16 protein-coding genes are annotated in these 22,984 nt (G+C 54.0%); 7 read left to right on the forward strand and 9 right to left on the reverse strand.

What is annotated here, in order from left to right; genetic code table 11:
* Positions 1–2: 2 nt before the first annotated feature.
* The gene (locus SH580_RS01275) at positions 3–2,099 is read right to left on the reverse strand and encodes an SGNH/GDSL hydrolase family protein (RefSeq protein WP_319833193.1); all 2,097 of its coding nucleotides are present in this window, start codon (positions 2,097–2,099) and stop codon (positions 3–5) included.
* 32 nt (positions 2,100–2,131) lie between these two features.
* The gene (locus SH580_RS01280) at positions 2,132–7,696 is read right to left on the reverse strand and encodes a hypothetical protein (protein WP_319833194.1); all 5,565 of its coding nucleotides are present in this window, start codon (positions 7,694–7,696) and stop codon (positions 2,132–2,134) included.
* A 348-nt stretch (positions 7,697–8,044) separates the two neighbouring features.
* Between SH580_RS01280 and SH580_RS01285 the strand changes: the two genes are divergently transcribed.
* Positions 8,045–9,307 (forward strand): glycosyltransferase, encoded by a 1,263-nt coding sequence (locus tag SH580_RS01285; RefSeq protein WP_319833195.1) that lies wholly within the window; start codon positions 8,045–8,047, stop codon positions 9,305–9,307.
* A gap of 34 nt (positions 9,308–9,341) precedes the next feature.
* On the opposite strand, the gene SH580_RS01290 is transcribed toward SH580_RS01285, so the two are convergent.
* Positions 9,342–10,064, reverse strand: a complete 723-nt coding sequence (locus SH580_RS01290; protein WP_319833196.1) for a pseudouridine synthase — start codon at positions 10,062–10,064, stop codon at positions 9,342–9,344.
* A gap of 45 nt (positions 10,065–10,109) precedes the next feature.
* Between SH580_RS01290 and SH580_RS01295 the strand changes: the two genes are divergently transcribed.
* From SH580_RS01295 to yaaA, 5 genes are all read left to right on the forward strand, one after another.
* A complete protein-coding gene (locus SH580_RS01295; RefSeq protein WP_319833197.1) occupies positions 10,110–10,994 on the forward strand; it encodes a response regulator in 885 nt (294 codons plus the stop codon).
* 138 nt (positions 10,995–11,132) lie between these two features.
* On the forward strand, positions 11,133–12,173 hold the full coding sequence (gene pheS / locus SH580_RS01300) for a phenylalanine--tRNA ligase subunit alpha (RefSeq protein WP_319833198.1): 1,041 nt from the start codon (positions 11,133–11,135) through the stop codon (positions 12,171–12,173).
* Between the two features lie 147 nt (positions 12,174–12,320).
* A complete protein-coding gene (gene pheT, locus SH580_RS01305) occupies positions 12,321–14,780 on the forward strand; it encodes a phenylalanine--tRNA ligase subunit beta (protein ID WP_319833199.1) in 2,460 nt (819 codons plus the stop codon).
* Between the two features lie 194 nt (positions 14,781–14,974).
* Positions 14,975–15,226 carry a Sec-independent protein translocase subunit TatA/TatB gene (locus tag SH580_RS01310; RefSeq protein WP_319833200.1) on the forward strand — a complete coding sequence of 84 codons (252 nt, stop codon included), beginning with the start codon at positions 14,975–14,977 and terminating at the stop codon, positions 15,224–15,226.
* Positions 15,227–15,439: 213 nt separating this feature from the next.
* A complete protein-coding gene (gene yaaA, locus SH580_RS01315; RefSeq protein ID WP_308948995.1) occupies positions 15,440–16,219 on the forward strand; it encodes a peroxide stress protein YaaA in 780 nt (259 codons plus the stop codon).
* Positions 16,220–16,221: 2 nt separating this feature from the next.
* On the opposite strand, the gene SH580_RS01320 is transcribed toward yaaA, so the two are convergent.
* The 5 genes from SH580_RS01320 to SH580_RS01340 form a co-directional block, all read right to left on the reverse strand.
* Positions 16,222–17,586, reverse strand: a complete 1,365-nt coding sequence (locus SH580_RS01320) for a glutamate--tRNA ligase (RefSeq protein WP_319833201.1) — start codon at positions 17,584–17,586, stop codon at positions 16,222–16,224.
* 50 nt (positions 17,587–17,636) lie between these two features.
* A complete protein-coding gene (gene proS / locus SH580_RS01325; protein ID WP_319833202.1) occupies positions 17,637–19,148 on the reverse strand; it encodes a proline--tRNA ligase in 1,512 nt (503 codons plus the stop codon).
* A gap of 95 nt (positions 19,149–19,243) precedes the next feature.
* Positions 19,244–19,483: a hypothetical protein gene (locus SH580_RS01330; RefSeq protein WP_319833203.1), complete on the reverse strand. Its 240-nt coding sequence runs from the start codon at positions 19,481–19,483 to the stop codon at positions 19,244–19,246.
* Between the two features lie 95 nt (positions 19,484–19,578).
* Positions 19,579–20,277 carry a serine--tRNA ligase gene (gene serS, locus SH580_RS01335; protein ID WP_319833204.1) on the reverse strand — a complete coding sequence of 233 codons (699 nt, stop codon included), beginning with the start codon at positions 20,275–20,277 and terminating at the stop codon, positions 19,579–19,581.
* Positions 20,219–20,851: a serine--tRNA ligase gene (locus SH580_RS01340; protein ID WP_319833205.1), complete on the reverse strand. Its 633-nt coding sequence runs from the start codon at positions 20,849–20,851 to the stop codon at positions 20,219–20,221. The genes serS and SH580_RS01340 overlap by 59 nt, the downstream gene beginning before the upstream one ends.
* Positions 20,852–21,028: 177 nt before the next feature.
* On the opposite strand from SH580_RS01340, the gene moaA reads away from it, so the two are divergent.
* A complete protein-coding gene (gene moaA, locus SH580_RS01345) occupies positions 21,029–22,033 on the forward strand; it encodes a GTP 3',8-cyclase MoaA (protein WP_319833206.1) in 1,005 nt (334 codons plus the stop codon).
* A gap of 5 nt (positions 22,034–22,038) precedes the next feature.
* Here the strand turns inward: moaA and SH580_RS01350 are convergent, their stop codons facing one another.
* A complete protein-coding gene (locus SH580_RS01350; RefSeq protein ID WP_319833207.1) occupies positions 22,039–22,980 on the reverse strand; it encodes a LysR family transcriptional regulator in 942 nt (313 codons plus the stop codon).
* Positions 22,981–22,984: the final 4 nt, after the last annotated feature.

The following is a 22,984-nucleotide window of genomic DNA, read 5'->3' on the forward strand; positions in this document are numbered from 1 at the left end:
ATTCATTTTAGAGGGGGCTCGTACACGCGTAGTGCTTTGATCGGCACGATGCCGTCGCCGTTGAGAATGATTTCCAATCGATGTGGACCATTGGGTAGGCCTTGCACCAGGGTGGTGGCATTTTCGATGGCGGGATCTTCGGTCGGATGCGGTTGCCAGGTATCCACCGCCAAGGGCAACACTTTCCATTTTACCTCAAAGCCGATTAACTGATCAATCGGCTTACGGGGGCCATTGAAGGGGGAGAGGTCTTGTGGGGCCAATCGGATGCGGCCTGAATTGGAGGTGAAAGGGCTGCGCTTGTCTCCCACACCATCGTGACCGGTGACACTGCCGATCACTTCGTAGCTGAAGTTCTTGTAGTCGGCATCGACGCCAGTGATACGGAAAGTCCACTCTTCTTCGATGGCGTTATCGCCTAGGGTAATACGTTTGATCGCGGGGCGGGAATTGTTGTTATCCTTGGAGGAGCGGGTGGCCACGTAAACCGAAGGAATACCCGTAGGCACTTGTCCGTCGATCAGGACGGTCGCGCTACCGAAGGTTTGATCGTTGGAGCGCGGGGGCAGAACGACGTCCACCCGGTTGCCAACAAAGTCGAGTTTGAGACGGTCGCCAGGTTGCGAGCCGACGACGCCCCAGCCATGCCCCTTCGACTTCCATCCGTCGCCGGAAAACTGAATCTCGTCTTGTTTCTCTTCGAAGAAGCGGCGGGCCTCGTAGGTTTTGATTTGATCATACCAGCCCGCAGGGAAGAGGCTGTTAAATTTGAAATGCTTCATGATCATTTGAGAGATCAACAAATACCCCTTGGTGTTGTGATGGATAAAGTCGCCCAAGAGATCGCCGGGCTGCATGTTGTGTTGCTGCAGGTAACGGCCCCATTGCTCGTAGACGTCGACAAACTCGCAGTCGTATTTCTGGGCAAGGTATTTGTAGTATTGCGACTCCTCGGGTTCGATGTCACGCGGGGTGCGGGTGTAGTGATGCGAGAAAGTTAGAATTTCGGCAGTGGTGTATTTGCGAATGTTGTGGAAGATACGTTCCAGTTCACCGGACTCCACTCCGTTATAGACGTGAAAAACCACGAGGTCGGGATAGAATGGATACAAATCCTGAGCGGCCGTTCTGACGAGGACGGGGGCGGTATGCCCGCCGATGGCCCGGTTTTCGACTTCGATGATGGCATAGGGGTAACGCTGCTCCAGTTGTCCGATTATTTCTTTATGCCAGCCCTCGGCCACGATGGATTGTCCGTAGAATAGGATTTTGACCTTGTTGCGTCGGCTGGGAGTGCTGGACTCCAGCAGCGTCATGGTGCGTTGAATCCGTGCACCAAAGAAAGCCTCGAAAGGTTCTTCCGCTAATTGAGGGATCTTGGCATAGGCGGTTAGAAGATTGCGGGAATTTTTATAGGCCCATGCTTGGACCTTGGGCTGACAGTGGATGACGCTCTGAAGGCCTTTTGCGGGGAGGCCGTCTGGACCGATCAGCCTGGAGTGAAAGCCCGCGCCACCGACGTAATTGTCGACCCGGACTAATAATTGATTGACTCCCTTCTTTAGAGACAGTGGCACCGCGTCCTGTTCCTGCTCGACGCCTCGTTCCACGTATTTACTGAAAACCAGTTGTCCATTCAGGTAGACTTTGGGGGAATCATCGGAGCGTAAAAGCATTGTGACCTGCTGAGCGGTTTCAGAGTTCAGCGTGCAATATAGGTAAGCGCTGGAGTAGTCCAGAGGCTTACCACCGGAGGGTTCGTCGTGGACTAGACTGTAGTAGCCATCGACCAACTGGATGGCTCCCCATCGATAGTTGCGGTTCGCGAAAGAGAAACTATCGCCACCGACAGGAGCCAATTGCCTCTCGTTGGGGAGTAGCTCTTGATTGAGAGTTTGTTCCAGTTCCAGGTTGCCCCCGGGGAGAATGATCTTGTCGGCGAAAGTCCACAGGAGGAGCTCCCCATTCGCGGAGAGGGGCGCGCTTAGTTCTTTAGAGGACGGCTCTTCTGCCAGCGCTGGGTGGACCGCGCAGAGCAGCAAGCTGGCCGTGATCAAGGCTATGAGTCGGCGTGAGAGTAGGTGATGTCTTTGTCGCATTGTATTTCTTTTTCGATATAAATTCACTAAAATTACCAACCGCCGCACCACCAGTAATCGTCGTCGATTTTTCCATCCAGACTATGGATGTAGGGGAGGTTGCTGAGTCGGAGACGGCTGGCTTCTTGCTCGGGCATCCAGACTAGCTTTAGAGGGCCTTCAATCTGACCGGCGCCGTCCAGGTTGTTTGTTTTGATGATGATTTGATTACGGCCTGCGGTAAGCAGGTTTGCAGGGAAGTTGTAATTGCGTGGAGCGGACCAGAAGTTATCTGGATTGCTGTCTTTGCCTGTGTGTCCAATCTCCTTGCCGTTGATAAATATGGTATCTTCATCGTCGATTTTGGCGATCATCAGACTGGGGCGAGCCCCGGCGGGGACGTTTTTAAGATCGAAGTAGCCGTCATACCACACTGTGGAATTGGCAATATCAGTGGTCGCTGCCGGTAAATAACCTCGGTGTGTGCTCCAGCGAGGGTCGGATCTTGGAGGCGCGGTGTTGCTGGCATCCAAGGTTTCCATGGCCAGTTTTTTCCAGCGGTGTCCACTGAGATCCACGGGGGGCAAGAAGGCGAGTTCGATCGCAGGATTGTTCTGTTGTTGAGTTGCGACTGGCTCGGTCCATTCAATGCGCACTGGCTGGGCGCTAATGCCACAGTGTTCACTGCCGAGGTTGCGCACTTTAATGCGTAGCTCATTTTTGCCTTGGTTAAGCAAGCCAGCAGGAATTTCGTAGCGGCGGGGAGCGTCCAGCCAGTCGTCGATATTGGTGTCGCGTCCGGTGTGTCCGATCTTGGTGCCGTTCAGATAGGCGTCGTCTTCGTCGTCAATCGCGCCGATATAGAGCATGGCCGCATCGGCCGAGCCGTCGAATTCAAACTCCAGACGGTACCAGAAAAGGAAGTAGCCATCATCTTGCCATTCGGCACGTTGTTCTCCGATGTATCCGGGCACTTGTACCGGAGCCCAGCGTGCGTCCGTAGGACTTGGTGTACTTGCGTCCTGATTGTCAGTTTTGAGCCCTTGCCATGTTTGCAGACGGGATAGGTCGAGGTTTTTTCGTGGTGCCTGTAATTGTTGCTTAGTCAGATCCGAATCACGTAGTCCGCGTGGCGCTTGCATGGGCACCCCCAGATTATTCAATAGCACTTGAATGACTCGAATACTATCGCGACGGTCGTTGCGCATATAAAATTTCTCGGAGTCGTCGATGGAATGCGGCCAGACTTGGCATAGCAGGGTGCGTCCCTTGCCATCTGGGATCTCCGCGAGAGTGGCGGGAGCTGTAGCAAAGGCATTCTCGGGCAGGTTGGTCACGGTAAACAGTTTCACTGGTGCGGTATAATATAACTCACTGTTGGACATGCCTGCTAGAATTGGGCGGGTCGGTTTATCGACTAGAGTTGCGTCGACCCAGGTTTCCTCCAGACCGATCTGCCCCGGCAGCCAAGTCAGTTCACCGGGGTGACGTGGGAAGGAGAAGCAGCTGCCACCATTTTGTACGAAGGTCTGAATTGGATCCTTCCATGCAGATAGAATGTTGGCGTTCAGTTCGTCGCCTAAAATAAGGACTTCGTTGGCACGCGCCTCGTCGGGGGAATGGATCCTGCGATAGTTTGCCTTTAGTTGCACCAAAATATCTTCACCCAGCGGCCCCCCTAGGTAAGCGGCATTGGAACTCCAGGTTGGGGCACTGGCATGATCCAGATAGCTAATCATATTCGATAAGAGGCGTTCTGCCACTGGATCCGCTTCAGTGCGTCCGGATAGATCGACTTGGCAGAACAGCAATTTACCCGGCCCTTGTTCGAATTCCAACAGTGCACTGTAGTCGAGATTGACGCCGCAATCCACTAAGCTGCGGAAGTTGCCCCGTTCCGGTTTGTGAATGAAGATGGTGGCTAGGCTGTGATGATTGCCCCAACGGAAGTGGCGGTTGTGCTCTTTGCCGTCATGCCAGAGCACCTTGCGAACATGCTCTTCGTGGGCCGGGCGCAGATTCGCCGTGAGTAGATCAATGTATCCGTCGAGCAGTGTGGATGCACCGCGCCAGTAGGCGAGTAAGTGATCGGGCACATCGGCCGTAATCGGGTGCTGGCCGACGCGTGCAAACAGGTGACGTGGTGGCACATCTTCTGTGCGAAAATTAAAGCGTTCCTTTAAAACATCGGCAGTTTGCTCCATCACCAACACGCGTTTACCCGCTTGCAGCAAGGCGCTGATGTCGAACGGACCGTCTAGCATCTTTTGCTCGTAGCTGAACGCTTCACGGCCGATAACCACTACTTTGTAGTCGGAGAGATCGGTGTTGAAGTGTAGCCGTTGATAGGGAATGTTGCTGCGATCCAATTCACTTGCGGTGTGGCCGAGGGGATCGATCAGGGCCACCTGCGCGGAGAGTTTAGGCGCTGCCTTCGCTACTACGATTTGAAATTCCATCGCGTCACGGGCACATTCAGTGCCGTTTTCGAAGAGAGTTGCTGTCAGTGTGCCTGTGGCATCTGCCTCCACTTGCGGCATGGGAACCATAATCGGAACCGAGGCCTGATCGCCAGGGCCGGCTTTTGCTGGGGTGGTGCCGGAGGCGATTGTCTGACCGTTGAGAGTCGCGGTCCAACGACATTCCACCTGCACCTCCTCGCGTTTACTGTTCAATATCAGGAACTGGCGTTCCCAGTTTTCTCCCGGGCGAAGGATGTGTGTTTTATCGGTGCGTCGCGCGGGCGGGCCGGCGATGTATCCAGTGACCGGGCTCCAAACTTCCTGCGCCCGGTCGGCACCGGTGCAACGGGCCATCCATGGCGTATGCACGCCGAGTCCATCGGCACGGAAGTTGAGCCAGATCTCGCGGGCGCGCTCATAGTTGACCTCGTTGAAAACGCTGGGGGCGTCAGGCTCCGCTTCATAGGGATAGAGGTAGTCAAACAGGCCCTTGCGTGGCTGGCCTAATTGAGCGTACACCTTGTGGTCGACAGCTTGACGATGGAAGGCGCGATCCCCTTTGGTCTCGGCGGCATATTCGGCCACCATCGGGTAGGCGACGTCATGTCCGCCGTGTCCGTAGCGTGCGCCTGAGCCCCAGTCGAAGATGATGGGGGAGGCGTTTTCGTTGAACAGCATGGGATTGGTGCCGTTTTTGACCCAGTATTCATTGGATTCGATTAATTCCTGTATGGGGCGAAAGCCCTGATAGTCGGTGGTATAATTGGTCGTCAATTTTCCAGTAATCACAGAGGCGCGACTGGGATCTGCCGCTCGTATATATTCGTTGACTTTCATCTCCACCGCGACGGCCTTTTGCATGAGCTCGCGCCCTTGATAGTCGTGGATCCAGACGTCACCGATTCTTGCCGGGTTGCGCCCTTTGAAGACTTGCAAGGTGCCGCCTCCGACCGGAAAAAGGTAACCGGGGCGGTTGCCATGCAGTGCGGTGAATTGCTTGAGTAGGCGCTGGTAGGCGGGCCAAAAGATTGTGTCCTTCAGAAAGTCTTTACCCTCTGCGTCGTAGGCCTTGGTCAAGTTCATGGTGAGAACCGGGGCGGCTAGGTATACATAGCTGCCGTAGCCCGCTTCGTCTGCCAGATCCAGATAGTTTTCGAAGAATTTATTAGGCGTGCCTCCACTACCATGGCGATAGCTGGAGTAGAAATTACTACCGAGCCAATTGGCGTGGATGCGAGTCATCGCCTCGGCGAAACCGAAGCAGCCGGCCTGGCTGATGTTATTGGGGCCTTCGAAGCTGATCGGGTGGCCATTGATCTTGATCAGGCGTCCATCAAAATTGGCTTCTCGAAAACCAAAGCGTTGCGGCGGCAACCTGTCGACCGTTCTGCCGCGATTGCGCAAGGTGACTTCAACATCATAAAGATTGGGCTTCCCAATGTCCCACAGTTCGACTTCGGGCCATGACAGACTCGCGGTCGCGCGGTTATTGGTGACGCTTGCTTGTATCCGTTTCAGTGGCTCGCCTGATTTGGAAATGACAGCTTCCAATTGCATGGATTGCCCCTCCGGAATACCACTGGTGCTGAGTTGCAGTTCGAGGCTTTTGTCCGCCACTTTAGGAAACAGTAAAACACTTTCGACCTTCGCACCTGTGGGCTCTGCGAGTAGGGAGACGGGCCCTGATAAACCGCTGAGACGGTAAGGGCGGAAGGTGTTTTCTTTGTAGCTTTCAGTCGCTTGCAAGGCCTTTCGCATGTCGGAAAGTGCCTGAGTGTCGACTCTCAGCACAAGTTCAACTGTACGGCCGGCTTGGGCTTCTTGACCGAGCGCGAGCTTCCCGCCGGGCCAGACCAAACTACCTTGTTCCATGCCATTCACAAAGACGGTGGCCGCGTTGTGCGGCAGCCGCACTTCCAATAAGATCTGCCGTCCGTCCCAGGATCGGGGAATGCTCACCTCGCGCCGATACCAGCCGATGCTGACGTCTTTGTATTGTCGATTGCGCACATATTCTGTGTTCCAGAAGTCGAGAATCTGATCGGCTTCGCTCCAGTCGCTGGGGATCTGGTGCATGGCATCACGCTCGCCCGGGAGAAAGTCCCAGCTGTCTATAAATTCGATCTCATCGCGGAAGGACTTTAGAGCGCTCAAGTCAGTGCTATATTGCACATCAATTTTTTGATAGCAGCGAACAGAGGCATCTTTGAGTTTCGCGTCGCGATACGATGCCAACACCCAATAGTGGCGCGAGCCTTGCAGCGAAGAGGAGGGGATCGCAACCTTGAGTTGATTCTGTTGGACTCGGGACCAGTCGATCGGCACTTCGAGCTCGGTGACCTTTTCTTCTCCCAAATTGTAGAGCTCGACTTGAACGGTGCCCGTTCGATCAGCCGCGCCGTCGGGATTGAGTGACAGGTTTAGTTCGAGCGGTGCTCCCGCTTCCAGCCAGGCCGTGTCGCTGCCATTTGCGCTACGCACTGCATGCACGGCAGCAGGGTGAAATTCCGCAAGGTCATCGTTCACCACCAAGTCGTCGATGATGATGTCGCCCAAACCGCTGCCCCAAGTCGCGAAAAATGCCAGCGAACGTGGATGGTAATTCGTCAACGGGAGGGTCTGGACCTTGACTCCATCAATGTAAACAGAGACGTGCTCCGCGTCGAAAGTGATGTCGAATTTTGTCCATCCCCCATGACGTTTGACCTCGTAGCATTTTTTGTCCACGACCCATTCCATTGATGCCCCACCAGATGCCTGACCGACATAGATCCCGTTGCCGCCCTCATCGCTGTTGCCAGCCAGCGACCAACCCAAGCGGGTCGAGGTGCCATCGGCCTGAACCAGAAAACGATCATAGAACCAAAAGGAAATGAAGCCCTCGTCAAAGCCCTCCGTTTGCAGGATGTCCGGCCAGAGCACAGTCGCACGCAGCCTACGCTCCGAGGTGGCCTTGATACGCAGCGATTTCTGCCCAGAGTGCGCCAGCGTCGCATCCCACTCGACACGACAGCTGTCTTTTTCAACCTTTGCGACTAAGCGTTCCAAATTGTCCGCCGATTCGAAATCGTAGCGGACTAAGTCCTTGGCGGATAGAAGACTGCTCAGGCTAAGAAAAACTAGTAAATGGCGGGGGAGGTTCTTTACTTGGATCATAAGGATGCAGTCGCAGGGCACATTGAATATCCGGATACCACTTGAAATGATTCATATTCAGCTGTGTGTATAGTTGAGCTGATGGGGATCATGAGGGGAAGCAGAATACGATTCGATTCGACGTTGCATTAACTTGTGCGTGCGTCAAGTAGCAAAGCGTTAAAAAGGGGCTGGCTGGATAAAGAAATCCACGTGATTCGAATGTACGATAGAGTCTCTACGGGCACTGAATTCCAGATCGTCAGGTCTTTGCTGTGACTTGGCCACTCCAGAGGCATGTGACTTTTAGGTGACGATAGTTTTATCCAATTGATTTAGTGAGGATTGTGGCGCTTATAGGCCGGATTTATGAAAGTGTTGCTGACTTCACATGGTTCCACCGGGGATATTTATCCAGTGATTCGTCTGGGGCGGGCCTTGGTCGAAGCGGGGCACGATGTGCGCTTTGCGACTGTTTCGTTGTTCCGTCCAGAGATTGAGGCCGCAGGGATACAGTTTGTGTATCTGCCGCCAGATTGGGATCAGAGTGGTTTTGCGGAAGCGATGCGTGATTTGACCAAGGCGAAGAACCCATTGGATTTGATACGTATTATTTATTCCGAATCATTGCCATTTTTGGATGAAATTTTAGATACCCTGGAGCGAGAACTTCGGCGTGCGGATGTATTTGTCACGAGTTATGTATTTGCGAATTTGTGCACCTTGGCGCGACAGGCAAAGGTGCCTTGTGCGGTGACCACTTTTGCGCACAATGTGGTGCCTTCGGACAGTTATCCGCCGGAGGGCTTGCCGCGACTGTTGGCCGCGCCGGCGTTTTTACGTCGCCGGTGGAACCGGATGCTGTGGCGCGTGACGGATCGTGTGCTTTGCTGGCAAATCAATCGTGTGGTTGGGGAGACGATGGGGCGGCATGGTATGGGCCAAGCGGAGAGTTTTGCATTGGAGCCTGCGGACCTCGCGCTGGTGACCGTATCATCAAAATTCTGCAAGCCGAAGCGCTTGTGGAGTGATTGTTTTCAGTTTACTGGTTATTTGCGGTGGCAGTCGCCGGAGGACCCTGACTTGGAGGCGACTTTGGAGGCCTTTTGTCAGGGGCAAGCTGTGCCGATTTTGACCTTTGGGAGCGTGACTTTTGATGAGGCGCGTAAGGTGATGACCCGCTTCATGCGCAATTGGCCCGCGGGAAAGAAAATCATTATACAATCGGGCTGGGCAGGACTGACTATTGAACGGCCAAATGCAGAAATGTTGCGCGTCGAGCGTGTCTCGCACGATCAGCTTTTTAAATACGCGTCCATGGTCATCCACCACGGGGGTGCGGGCACCACTGCAAGTGTTTTGCATGCAGGCATTCCCAATATAATCATTCCGCACATTGGTGATCAGTGGTTTTTTGCATCGGAGGTGAAGCGCCTCGGTGTCGGTCTGGAGGTAAAGCGTAAGCGGTGGCCGGAGGATCTGCCGAAGGCGGTGCGCACGGTCGAAAAGTCTAAGAAAATGCAGCAACGGGCACGAGTGTTGGCGACTGAACTGGCAAAGGAAAACGGGCCGCAGACTGCAGTGGCGGCACTGGAGCGTCTGGCGCGGGGCAGTCCGCTTGCCTGTACGTAGTGCACAGGCTTGGAAGCATCGGCTCGCTAGTAAGTCACAGCAGCTTTAGTCGATTTAAGGCTGCGTTGAAATCGGCATCGGCCTCTGCTCGGATGTCTAGTAATTTACCGTGGATCGGGTGGGGCATTTGTAGCCGGACGGCGCGTAAGAGCAACATTTGGCGACCGCAATGTGTGCGTAGAAATTGGTTTTGTGCGCCGTCACCATGTCGGGTGTCACCGAGGATCGGGTGGCGCAAGTGTGCCATGTGCCTGCGTAGCTGATGCGTGCGGCCAGTTTGGGGATGTAGCTCTACCAAGGAAAAGCGGGCGCTGGGGTAGCGACCGACCGCGACTTCCACGCAGGACTGCTTGAGACTGCGATATTCAGTGATCGCGGATTGGAGTTTGTCGGGGTTTTCTTCATTGCGTAGGTCATAGTCGATCCGACCAGAACCTTCCAGCCAGCCGCGGACCACCGCATGGTAGCTTTTGACGGCGCGGTGATCTAGGAAAATGGCTTGAGCGGCACGCGTGGCAGCTGCATTCAGCGCAAAAAGTAACACGCCGCTAGTCGGGCGATCCAGACGGTGGCAGGGGTTGACGGGCCGTCCGATCTGATCGCGCAACTTTTGCACCGCAAACTCCGTCGCGAACCGGTCGAGTGGACTGCGGTGCACGAGTAGGCCTGCCGGTTTATCAATCGCGATGAAGTCTTCGTCTTGGTAGAGGACGTTTAAACGATTTTCTTGTGATTCTGTGCTTTCGTGGATTGCCAAGTTTTGAAGAGATAAATAGTTAGTTGATCTGTCTATTAATTCATTATGCCAGATCACACAGTACTAATTGTCGATGATTCTTCCGTCGATCTTGAGATTATCTCCATGGTTTGCCGCGTACTCGGTTGCAATACAGATGTTGTTTCTGATGGATTCGAGGCGATTAATTGTTATGACCCTGAGCGGCACGCGCTGGTGTTGTGCGATTACGTAATGGAGCCGGTTAATGGGATTTACGTGATCTCGAAGATTCGAGAAACGTATCCGCATGCTAAGTGCATTATGGTGAGTGGCTTTCCCGACGTGCAGCTGCGGAGCTTTGTTGAAGAAAATCATTTGTTCGATCTAGTGGTCAAACCGATCCACACGGAAACACTTAAAAAGACGCTGCGACTCGCGCTTGATGGGGAGGACGGGGCCACCGTTGAGGTGCAGGGGATCGCTCTGAGTAATCGTATGGATGCCTGTCCCGCGCTCTGTGGCACGAGTGCGGATACGCATGCCTTGCGAGAGCAATTGAGCGAGCAGATCTCTTGCCAACACCCTTTTATGCTCTTGGGCACAGCTGATTCCAGTAAGCGTGAAATCGCCGAATTTGTTCATCAAAATGGTTCTCATGCTGGAGGTCCATGTGTGATCTACGATGCTTGCGCACAGAGCGAGGCGGACTTGCAGCGCGACCTAGTCGATGCCGCCGGCAACTTTGGCATTCAGGTAGAGCGCGCCGAAAAGGGCACGCTCATTTTGCAGCATGTAGATCGTCTCCCCCTGAGCATTCAAAAACTACTGGCGAGAGGCTTCGATCAACTCGCACAACATACCCGGCTTATTTTATTGGCGGAGACGCCCTTGGAAGAGGGGCTCGAGCAGGGCACGGTCGACGATGAGTTTTATTTCAAGGCCGCTTCCGAGGTAATAGAGGTGCCATAACTTTCGCCGGCACTCGATCGGACATCGTGTCTGTATGCGTGTGTTTTTTCATGTAGACACTAAGATTTACTGGAAAACCGTCTCGACAAAATTTCTGAGGGTGAAACCCTCATCGCTTCACTGTAAAACAGGACTATCATGCAAGAAAAGTTAACAGCCATCGTCGCGGGCGTGCAAGAATCTGCACCCAAGCTACAAACGCGCGCAGAATTTGAGGCCTACAAGGCTACTATTTCCGGCCCCAAGGGGTCTTTGACCGATGTCATGAAAGGCATGGGCAAAGTGCCCAAAGAAGACAAGCCTGCCATGGGTAAGTTGATCAACCAGGCGAAGACCGCGGTGCAAGCCGCGTTTGATCAGGTCGTCGAGCGACTTGAAGCAGCCGAATTGGCGGCCAAGTTAGGTCCTGCGATCGATCCGACGCTACCTGCGCCAGACCCAAGTCGGGGGACTTTGCATCCCATCGCCCAAGTGCGCGAAGAGATGGTCGAGCTTTTTCGCCGTATCGGCTTCTCCGTTGCGGAGGCCACTGAGGTCGAGACCGAACACTATTGCTTCGATGCGCTTAACATCCCCAGCGATCACCCCGCACGTGATATGCAGGACTCCTATTACCTGCCCGATGCTTTAAAGGTTAACAACGTCAGCAAGCACGCCGACGAAAAATACCTGCTGCGCACACATACCTCTACCGTGCAGATTCGCACCATGCTCCAGTCGAAGCCGCCGATTCGTATCGTTGCGCCGGGTCGTTGCTTCCGTCGCGACACCCCGGACGCCACGCACAGTGCCAACTTCCACCAAATCGAAGGGCTGTATGTGGATAAAAACGTGACACTGCTCGACCTCAAAGCGACGCTGGACCACTTCGTTAAAACCATCTTCGGCCCCAAGGCAAAGACTCGTCTGCGCCCGAGCTTTTTCCCATTTACCGAGCCTAGCTTCGAGATGGACTTCTTTTCACCCGACCTTGGCAAGTTAAGTAACAAATGGCTGGAGATTATGGGCTGTGGCATGGTCGACCCCGAGGTCTTTAAAGCCGTAGGCATCGACCCCGAAGTTTACACCGGCTTCGCCTTTGGCATGGGGATCGAGCGCATCGCCATGATCCTGCAAAACGTCGACGACATTCGCTATTATTATCAAAACGACGTCCGCTTCCTCAAGCAGTTCGCCTAAAGCTTAAATTTAAAAATTAGAAGATTTATAGCTAGAATCCACTCAACGAGCAGAAGCATTCGATCTGCGACATTGAGAATTCTGCATATACGTGAGTGGAGCTAAGATTCTGCCTATAATAATTCTGCCAAAATCAACTTTCCTGAAATGAAAATCTCCTACAACTGGCTTAAAAATTATATCGATCTCGATCCCATTCAGCACTCTCCGGAAGTGTTGGCTGAAGTCTTACCCTTGCTTGGCTTTGACATCGAGGAATACGAAAAACTGGGGCCACCACAGTTGAACAATGTCGTGGTCGGCCAAGTCCTCGAGTATATCCAACACCCTGATGCGGACCGTTTACGTTGCTGTAAGGTTTCGACCGGTAACGAGGGCGAAGTCCACGACATCGTCTGTGGTGCTAAAAACTTTAAGCAGGGCGATAAGGTCATGGTTGCATTGCCAGGCGCGGTCCTGCCGGGGGACTTTAAGATCAAAGCGTCCAAGCTGCGTGGGCAACCGTCCGCCGGCATGATGTGCTCCGCCAAGGAACTACAGATTGGTCAAGATCACGACGGTATCATGATTCTCGACGGCGATACCGCACTCGGCACGCCTTTGAATGATCTTTATACCGATGGCGACACGGTCTTCGATTTGGAGATCACGCCCAACCGTGTGGACGTGCTCAGTCATATCGGGGTCGCGCGCGAGCTCGCGGCTAAGTTTGGCCTGGATGTGAACTACCCCGAGGTCAAGGCCAGCACCGAAAATGAAAGCCATGGAGAGCCACTCATTTCCAGTGTCGATGTCAGTGCCTCTGAGGTCTGCCCGCACTACACCGCGATGTGCATCAAGGGCGTCAAAGTTGGCCCTAGTCCGAAATGGCTCAAGGACGCTATCGAGGCGACCGGGCAGCGTTCGATTAATAACGTCGTCGATGTTACTAATTACGTGCTTCAGGAAACCTGCCAGCCCTTGCACGCTTTTGACGCGGCCAAGATCCGAGGCGGCAAACTCGTCGTCCGCATGGCCAGCGAGGGCGAAAAAATGACCACACTCGACGAAGTCGAACGCACACTCTCCGCCGACATGGCTGTGATCGCCGATGCGGAGCGTCCACTGGTCGTGGCAGGAGTCATGGGCTCACTCGATGCCGAGGTGGATGCCGGGACGACCGACATCGTCCTTGAAGCTGCTTACTTCTCGCCCACCTCTGTGCGAGCGACATCACGCAAGTTGGGGCTATCTTCCGACAGCTCCTACCGCTTCGAGCGTGGGGTCGATCCACAAGGAGTCACCTACGCCTCCTTGCGTGCGGTGGATCTTATTCTTGAAGTCGCCGGTGGCAGCGTGGATGGCAACCGAATCGAGGTGGGGACCGAGCCGCCTACGATCTCGGAAGTTACCTTATTCCCCGATCGCGTACGTAAGTTTATCGGATTCGAGGTGAGCGACGAAGAAATACAAACCGTGCTCGAATCCTTGGGGCTTGCTGTCGCGATTCACGATGCCGACGATGGCTCCGTTCGTTGGGAAGTTACGATTCCTTCTTACCGTCAAGACCTGCAACGCGATGTCGATTTGATCGAAGAATTTATCCGTGTCTATGGCACCGATAAGATCCCTGAGTCTGAAGTCAGCGCACGTGGCATCAGCACACAAGACCACCGCATTTACACCGTAAACGAAGCTGTCGCCAATTACTTGACCGGTCAAAACTTCAACGAAGCCTTCCTCTATTCGCTGCGCGATCCGGAAGAGACTCAGTTCTTTTTTGGTGAGGAAAGCTTTAAAGTGCTGGCATTGGACAATCCGCTTCAGAGCGACCAAAGCCACCTGCGGCCTTCGCTCATACCGGGCTTGTTGGATGTGCTCAAGCTCAACGCTGCCCGCGGCACTGGAGCGACTCGCTTCTTCGAGCGCGGCCATGTTTATCGCGAAGTTAAAGGTCAAATGCTTGAGCTGATCTCTGTCGGCTTTGTGATCGTGGCGGATCAGATTAGCCGCGAATGGCGCCAGCGCGAAGTCGCCGACTTTTACACCGCACGCACCCTCGCAGGCGAAGTGCTGGAACTCGCTGGCGCCGCAGCTAACAAGTTGACCTTTCAACCGATCGAAGCGTGTAAGCTCTGGCAACCCGGTCATTCCGCCGAAGCGGGTGACTTTGCCAAAATGGGATTCATGGCCACCTGTGGTTTGCTCAATATGGCGACCTTGAAAGAGCGCTGGGATTTGACGACACCGGTGATTGCCGGTTCGATTTTGATGACGCCCAAGTTCTTCGAGCGCAAAGCCAAACGTGGACGCCACACAGGCGTTAGCAATCAACCTGCTTCGGCCAAGGACCTCGCTCTGATCGTGGATCAGTCCGTACTGGCGGGCGATGTTGAAAGGCAAGTCGCTAAATTTGCGAAAAAGGCCACCCAAGGCTTTGATTGTGAAAGCGTGCGTATTTTCGACCTTTACGAAGGCACAGGACTTCCTGAGGGCAAGAAGAGCCTCGCCGTCAGCATGAGCTTCCGCGCGGCAGATCGCACCCTGAAGGATAAAGAAGTCAACGCCGCCTTCGATGGCATCCAGAAATTGATCAGCGAAAAGACTGACTTCCAAATCCGCAAGTAGAGGGCTGCTGCACCGTTTTCAAGATTCCCCTCTCTTGGCCAGTTTACGCTGACTAAGAGAGGGATTTGGAGCAAACGAAGCCTCAAACGACACATTCTATCACACGTCAAAAAACGACAAAAATCTAAGTGGTGCCGCCACTTGGACAGATTATAATTGGCATCCTTCACCATATCCAGTAGCTAGAGTTGCTTATGAACTATACACCTGTTGCTTTCATTCAAAATTTAAGTACGCCAGAGATCGTTATGATCGGCTGCGTCATTTTGCTTTTTTTCGGAGCCAAGCGCTTGCCCGAACTCGTTCGATCACTCGGCAAGTCGGTCGGTGAATTTAACCGGGCCAAGGCCGGCATCGAAGAAGATTTCCGCTCGGCGATGGATGTTAAAGACATCGACAATAAGCCACGCCCTCAAGAGGCAAAGGCACCTGCTGAATCCGCATAGCCTCTGCATGCGCCGCCGTGTCGAGCGGGGAGACCAGTTTGCACCGTCAATAGACGTGAATTAGAGCCATCGCCGATTCGGGCGATGGCATAACTCACAAATGACAACTTCGAGTGCAATGCTGGGCAGGTAGACGATTTGGGAGGATTGTCTATTTGATTTTTTTCGTTTCACTGGGTTGCAGAGTCGGAGCGCTTGAGTTTAGCTTTTGCGATGCTTACATTACTTTCGCCTGCGAAGTCTTTGGACTATGACTCTCCTTTACCGATTACACGTGCGACCCAGCCGCGCTTGAAAACGGAGACGGCTGCGTTGATTGAACAGTTGCAGCAGCTGTCTGCGCAGCAGATCGGGACGCTTATGAAGGTGAGCGATAAGCTGGCAAAGCTGAATTATGAGCGTTTTCAGGGCTTTGATGCTGCCTATACTAAAGACAATAGTCGCCCGGCGATTTTTGCCTTTGTGGGGGACGTGTACCAAGGCATGGCACTTTCAGATTGGTCGGCTGACGACTTCGCGATGGCGCAAGATAAGATCCGTATCTTGTCGGGGCTTTATGGGGTTTTGCGCCCGTTGGACCGCATGCAGCCGTATCGGCTGGAGATGGGCACGCGCTTTGAAAATTCGCGTGGCAAGAACCTTTACCAGTTTTGGGGCGACCGCATTACTGAACTGTTAAACGCAGATCTAAAGAAGTCTGAATCAGATGTGGTTTTGAACTTAGCCTCGAATGAGTATTTCTCTGCGGTCAATCCGTCGAAGCTTCAGGGCAATTTGATCAGCCCGGTGTTTAAAGACGAAAAGAACGGGAAATATAAAATCATCTCGTTCTACGCGAAGAAAGCACGGGGCATGATGGCTGATTACGTGATTAAAAATGACGTTACACAGCTTGGCGATCTACTTGAATTCTCCTCTGCGGGCTACCGCTACGACGCAGAAAGCTCCACCGAGGCGAAGCCGGTCTTTCTGCGCGCAGAGGGAGCTCAATAGCTTTATCCGATGAAGCGTTTGATGCGTGTCACGACACGCTCACGCCCCATCACGGCTAGCATTGGAAGTAGGTCGGGGCCGCCAGCTTGCCCGCTGGTTGCATAACGCAGCGCGGGGAAGTATGCGAAGACTTTCTTCCCTTGCGCTTCGGCCTGTGCCTCCAGGGCGCTCTTGAGGCTGTCGGCATCGAAAGGTTCCAGGGCTTCGAGGATGGGGAGCACTTCGGCCAGCAGTTCTTTGGGATCTGCTTTCTTGGCGATTTTGACGCCGGTCTTTTCATCCATGGCGTAGTCATCGAGGAAGAAGTAGCCGCAGAGCTCGGCGAGTGTGTCGAGTGAGCGTGCCTTGGGCTGACAGAGTGTGAGCACGGCCTGCAAATAGTCTTCGTCGACATCTTCGCTAACTGCACCGGCTTCGTTGAGGAGTGGGCGCGCGAGGAAGGTGAAGCTCTCGATATTGAGTTCACGTAAATACTCGGCGTTGAGCGCGGAGAGCTTCTTTTCGTCGAAGCGCGAGTTGCCCTTGTTGATGCCGGGGAAGTCGAACAGTTCGATGATCTCATCGATGTCCATTTTCTCGCGTTCATCTTTGGGATTCCAGCCGAGCAGGGAGATATAGTTGCGCACTGCGGACGCGAGAAAACCGCGTGACTCATACTCTTCGATCAGGGCGCCCTTGTCGCGCTTGCTCATCTTGCCGGAGCCTTCTTCTTTGAGGATCAGTGGGATGTGCGCGAACTTAGGAGGCTCGACGCCGAAGGCTTTGAAGAGTTCCACGTGCTTACTGGTGTTGGACAGGTGATCTTCGCCGCGGATTACGTGCGTGATGCCCATCGCGATGTCGTCCACCACGTTGACGAAGTGGAAGACGGGGCTGCCATCTTTACGCACTAGCACGAAGTCTTTTTCTTCGGCGCGCTCGACACGGCCGCGCACGGCGTCGTCGATGATGACAGGCGCGGCTTTGACCTTTTCGATCTCGGCTTTCAGATAGTCGTCGTAGGCGGTGTAACGTTCGCCTTCGAGTTTAAACCAGATCGCTCCATCTTTTTCGTAGGTGCGGCCAGCATCTTGGAGCTTTTTGAGATACTCGTCGTAGATTGCCTGACGCTGGCTTTGGAAGTAGGGGCCGTAGGGGCCGCCGACATCGGGGCCTTCATCCCAGTCCATGCCCATCCACTTCATGCCGTCGAGTAGCACGCGCAGTGCTTCGTCGGTGTTGCGCTCTTTGTCGGTGTCTTCTATGCGCAGCACAAATGTGCCGCCGGTGTGGCGGGCATATAACCAGTTGAAGAGGGCGGTGCGGGCACTGCCGATGTGGAAGAAGCCAGTTGGACTGGGAGCGAAACGAACGCGAACCTTGGACATGAGTGAAGTGGTGTTAATTGTATAAAATCGAGGTGAGCTCTAGTAGCAGCCTAGTAGCTTTTGGCGAAGATGACTCGTTTGCCTGGCTTGCCGGTAAAGACACAGGGCACGACTTCGTCGACTGTGGCATTGGGGATGCACCGGACGGTCACTTTGTATTGCTTGGCAATCTTCTCTTCGAGTTCCGCATCGCAGCAGAAGCCCATCGAGGCGAAGCCGCCGTGAATCTCGTTTCCTTTGGGCGTGAAGAACTCGATGAAATCAGCCTCGTTGGTGATCTCGCGTGTGTGTGCCTTGCGGAAGGCTTTGGCCTTGGCCAGTAGGCCTGCTTGCATCTCGTCCAGTAGGTCGGCGACGCCGGCCACGAATTGATCGCGCGGGATGCTTTGCTTGTCCTTGGGCGCGCGGTCGCGGCGGCCGACAAATACATTGCCCGCTTCCATGTCCCTTGGGCCGACTTCGACGCGTAGAGGAATGCCCTTTTTAATCCAGCCCCAAGACTTTTCACCCCCGCGGATGTCGCGATCGTCGAACTCGACACGCACAGGCGCGCCCATGTAATTCTGCGCGATCAGTTGCTGCTTGAGTTCGTGGCAGTAGTCCAGCACTTGCTGGCGGGTCGCTTCCTTGGGCGTGACAGGAATGATCACGATGTGGGAAGGCGCAATGCGCGGTGGCAAGACCAGGCCATCATCGTCCGAGTGGGTCATGATCAGGCCGCCCACCAGGCGAGTGGAGACGCCCCAGGAAGTCGTCCATGCAAACTCCTCTTTGCCTTCGGCGCTGAGGTATTTAATGTTGCTGGACTTGGCAAAGTTCTGGCCGAGGAAGTGAGAGGTGCCCGCTTGCAATGCTTTGCGGTCCTGCATCATGGCTTCGATGGCAAAGGTCGCATCGGCACCGGGGAAGCGTTCTGCTTCAGTCTTTTCACCGGTGATGACTGGCATGGCCATGAAGTTTTCGGCAAAGTCGGCATAGACTTCCAGCATTTGGCGTGTCTCCGCCATTGCCTCTTCTGCAGTGGCGTGCACGGTGTGGCCTTCTTGCCAGAGGAATTCTGCGGTGCGTAAAAACAGACGGGTACGCATCTCCCAGCGAACCACGTTGGCCCACTGGTTAATCAGCAGTGGCAGGTCGCGATAGGACTGCACCCATTTGGAAAAGAGTTCTCCGATGATCGTTTCGGAGGTCGGGCGCACGATCAGAGGCTCTTCCAGCGGGCCCGCTGGCTGCAGTTTGCCATCCTCATCGGCTTCCAAGCGTGAATGGGTGACGACGGCGCATTCCTTGGCAAAGCCTTCCACGTGGTCGGCCTCTTTTTGCAAGAAGCTCATCGGGATGAAGAGCGGGAAGTAGGCGTTTTTATGGCCCGTCTCTTTGAAGCGACGGTCCAGATCTTGTTGAATATTTTCCCAAATGGCGTAGCCCCAGGGCTTAATCACCATGCAGCCGCGCACGGGAGAATTCTCCGCGAGATCGGCGGCCTTGACGACCTGTTGATACCATTCGGGATAGTCCTCGTTACGAGTAGGAGTGATTGCGGTTTGTGCCTGCTTTGCCATAAGGGGAGCTAGCAAATGCGCCTCGCGCTCGCCTGCAATGCCAAATTAGCAAGAAGATCAAGTCGACTACGTTTTTATTCGCCTGTTCTGCCCCTTTACCAAGGCTGATCTGTGTAAGTATTGCCCATCCAGCCGCCGCGTACGAAGTCGACTACCGGCTGGAATAGGTTCGGAAAGACTTTGGCAAATATAAGTAAGATGCCCAGTGTGATTAGCAAAATGACTAAGCCCTTGCCGGCTGCTTTCAGCAGTTTGATGATGAGCAGTAGCAATACTACGAGGATGACCCAAACCACGACGTTGCGTGATGCGATTGCTTCTTGTAGGAATTCCATTGACGCTCAGGCTGACATGGCGAACGGCTTTGGCAAGCTTGCGAAAACCGTCCGCTTAGTGTATTAGATCATTTAAAGGACGTTGTCGGTGGGTTTTATTTGGCTTCCCCGATAAATTCCTGGCGCATCCAGTATTGCAGGCATTCTGGAATCTTAACACGACCGTCTGCTTGCAGGTGATTTTCTAAAATCGCCGCCAATACACGAGGCACGGCCAAGCCGGAACCATTTAGAGTGTGGGCGGTGACTGGTTTGCCATCGGCACCGCGGTAGCGAATGCCGGCACGACGCGCTTGGAAATCAGTAAAGTTGGAGCAACTAGACACTTCCAGCCAGCGCTTTTGACCGGCCGCAAAGACCTCGAGATCATACTGCTTCGCGTGAGGGAAGCCAATATCGCCTGTGCACATGCGGAGCACGCGGTAGGGCAGCTCCAGTTTTTGCAGCGTCGACTCGACGTTGTCGCGCAGCTTTTCCAGCTCTTCCATGGAGCTCTCGGCATCCGTCCACTTCACCAGTTCGACTTTATCGAATTGGTGCAGACGATTCAGGCCACGCACGTGTGCGCCCCAACTGCCCGCCTCACGTCGGAAGCAGGGCGTGTAGGCGCAACGCTTAATCGGCAGCTGATCACTATCCAGGATTTCGTCGCGGTAGAAATTAGTGACAGGCACCTCAGCTGTCGGAATGAGGTAGAGCCCCTCCTTTTCGTCGACATACATCTGGCCTTCCTTGTCAGGCAATTGCCCGGTTGCGGTTGCGCTCTCTGCATTGACCACGATCGGAGGGAGCACTTCCTCGTAACCATTCAGGCGCGCTTCTTCTAAGAAGAAGTTGACCAGCGCGCGTACCTAGGCGGGCCATTTCACCCACGTAGAAGGGGAAGCCCGCACCTGCGGTTTTGACGCCCCGCGCAAAGTCGATACGTGATTCGAACCATGGGATGTCAAAGTGTGGCAGCGCATTTGGATAGGCCGCATCCGCATCGCCCCAAGTGGACGCGACTACGTTTTCGTCCTCTCCCTTGCCAACGGGCACGGAAGGATCGGGTAAATTGGGGATCGAGAGGAAGGCCTCTTGAAAGGCTTCGTCGGCGATCTTGGCTTCGGCTTCCAATTCTTTGGCGCGATTGGCGATCGCTTTCATGCCTTTCACGGCTTCCATAAACTCAGGAGAACCCTTGGCCAAGGCAGCCATTTCCTTATTGGCCGCTTTTTGAGCCGCACGCGCTTGTTCCGCCTCAGTTATTTTAGTGCGGCGGGCAGCATCGAGTTCAAGCACCGCGTCGATGTCGGTCTTGAATTTCTTGTTAGCAATGGCAGCGCGGACGAAGTCCGGTTGCTCGCGAAGTAGCTTAATATCGATCATGGGAAAAGTTGTCTGAAAAAGCAGACAGGACTGGGCGCACAGTCAAGCCAGCAAAATAGCGATTCTTGAGGCTGAAGGTACGGATCCGCTCAGTCTGACGCTTCGCCGGCGCCACTCGGCTGTTTGATTTTGTGCTTTATCTAGAGCGCATTCTAGCGCTTCGTCTATAGTCACAAGATGATAAAAGATCAACTAGGGCGAGGGCTCACGGATTTGCGAATATCGCTGACAGATCGCTGTAATCTGCGCTGCAGCTATTGTATGCCCAAAGAGATTTTTGGGCCTGATTATGTCTTCTTGCGCAAGGCGGAGTGGCTTCGCTTTTCGGAACTGGACGATTTGGTGGCTGCCTTTGTCCGTCTCGGCGTGCGTAAAATACGATTGACCGGGGGCGAGCCCTTGTTGCGGCCAGGCTTGGCCAAATATATTCACGGCTTGAAGCACCTGCATCGGATCGAAGACATCGCGATGACCACCAATGGACTGCGCTTGGCGGAGCGAGCGGGGGAGTTGAAACTAGCGGGGCTGGACCGTGTGACTGTTAGTTTAGACGCATTGGATCCTGAGATTGCGGGCACGATGAATGGCCGTGGCGTATCTCCGCGGGCGGTGCTCGCGGGGATTGCGGCGGCGCAGCACGAAGGCTTTCAGGTCAAAGTCAACATGGTGGTCGAACGTGGCGTGAATGACGGTGAAATTTTGCCGATGGCACGCTATTTCAAACAACGAGGGATCAGCCTGCGTTTTATTGAGTTCATGGATGTGGGCAATCACAATGGCTGGAAGATGGAGCGCGTGGTGAGTGGGCGCGAGATCTTGAGTGCCATTCAAACAGAGTTTGAGGTCGAAGCAGTCGATCTGAGTTCGAGTCAGCAGGTGGCGAAACGCTATCGATATGCCGATGGCTCGGCGGAGTTCGGATTGATCACCTCAGTCACTCAGCCATTTTGCGGTGGCTGCACGCGGGCGCGCATTTCGGCCGACGGCAAACTTTATACCTGTCTTTTTGCGAGCTCCGGGCTTGATCTGAAGCAGATTTTAAGAGCCAATGATTATGATCGCGATCAACTCTTCGGCCTATTGTCGCGCCACTGGGGGGCTCGTGGGGATCGCTATTCAGAACTTCGCTCGCAAACGAAGCAAGCCGCTCATAAGGTTGAGATGTCTTACATCGGCGGCTGAAATCGCTACTCAGTGCTCGTCTTGTTCGAGATCTTTTTGGGTGATTGCATCTGGCCCGCGACAGCTTCGCAGATGCCTAAGAAGGTCTCTTCCGTGATGGACAGTTTTTTATCTTTGGCATAGCTAATGCCCCAGTTGCGCACGATTTTTCGTTGTCCGGTGGAAATTTTTACCAGACTGCCCGCGTTGATCTCGTTTTCTACTGTCCAGGATGCTAGAAAACTCACTCCATAGTTAATCTTCACCAACTCTTTGATGGCTTCCATACTTCCGAGTTCGATGTAGTTTTGCATTAACAGTTTATTGTGGCGGAAATTTTGTTCTATCAGCTCGAAGGTAAGGCTGCCTTTATTATACAGCACCATTCGTTCTTGAGCAATTTTAGCCATTCTTGCGCGCCCGGTTTGTGCAAATTCGTGAATCGGGGAGGTGACCAGTATGAGCTCGTCTGAAAAAAGTGGCTTCACTTCGACCTCTTTCAGGTCGCTTGGACTCACAATAATAGACAAGTCGATCTCATGGCGCCGGGTCATATCCAATAAGTGCGGTGTATCGGCAGGAGTGATCGTGAGGATGCAATCCGGGAAGCACTCATTGAACTCTCTTAATACGTTGGGCAGAATGTGCTGACACGCAGTCGTACTGGCACCGATACGCAAGCGGCCACGCCCCCAATTGACGCGATCCTGGATGCGCATGCGGGCGCCCTGCATTTGATTTAGAATGTTCTGAGCGTCTTTATACAACTCCTCGCCGTCATCCGTGATATTGATCTTGCGCCCTGTGCGGGTGACGAGTTGACAGCGTAAGTCTGTCTCCAAGTTTTTAACCGAGTGGCTGATCGCCGATTGCGTGAGACTCAATAGGCGCGCGGTTTCGGTGAAACTCCCAGTCTGAACTAGCGTACAAAAAGCAAGAAGTTGGCGGCTGTCGATTGTTTCAAGCATGAGA

Origin of the sequence: Coraliomargarita algicola, assembly GCF_033878955.1 — a bacterium.
GTDB classification, from domain to species: Bacteria; Verrucomicrobiota; Verrucomicrobiia; order Opitutales; family Coraliomargaritaceae; genus Thalassobacterium; species Thalassobacterium algicola.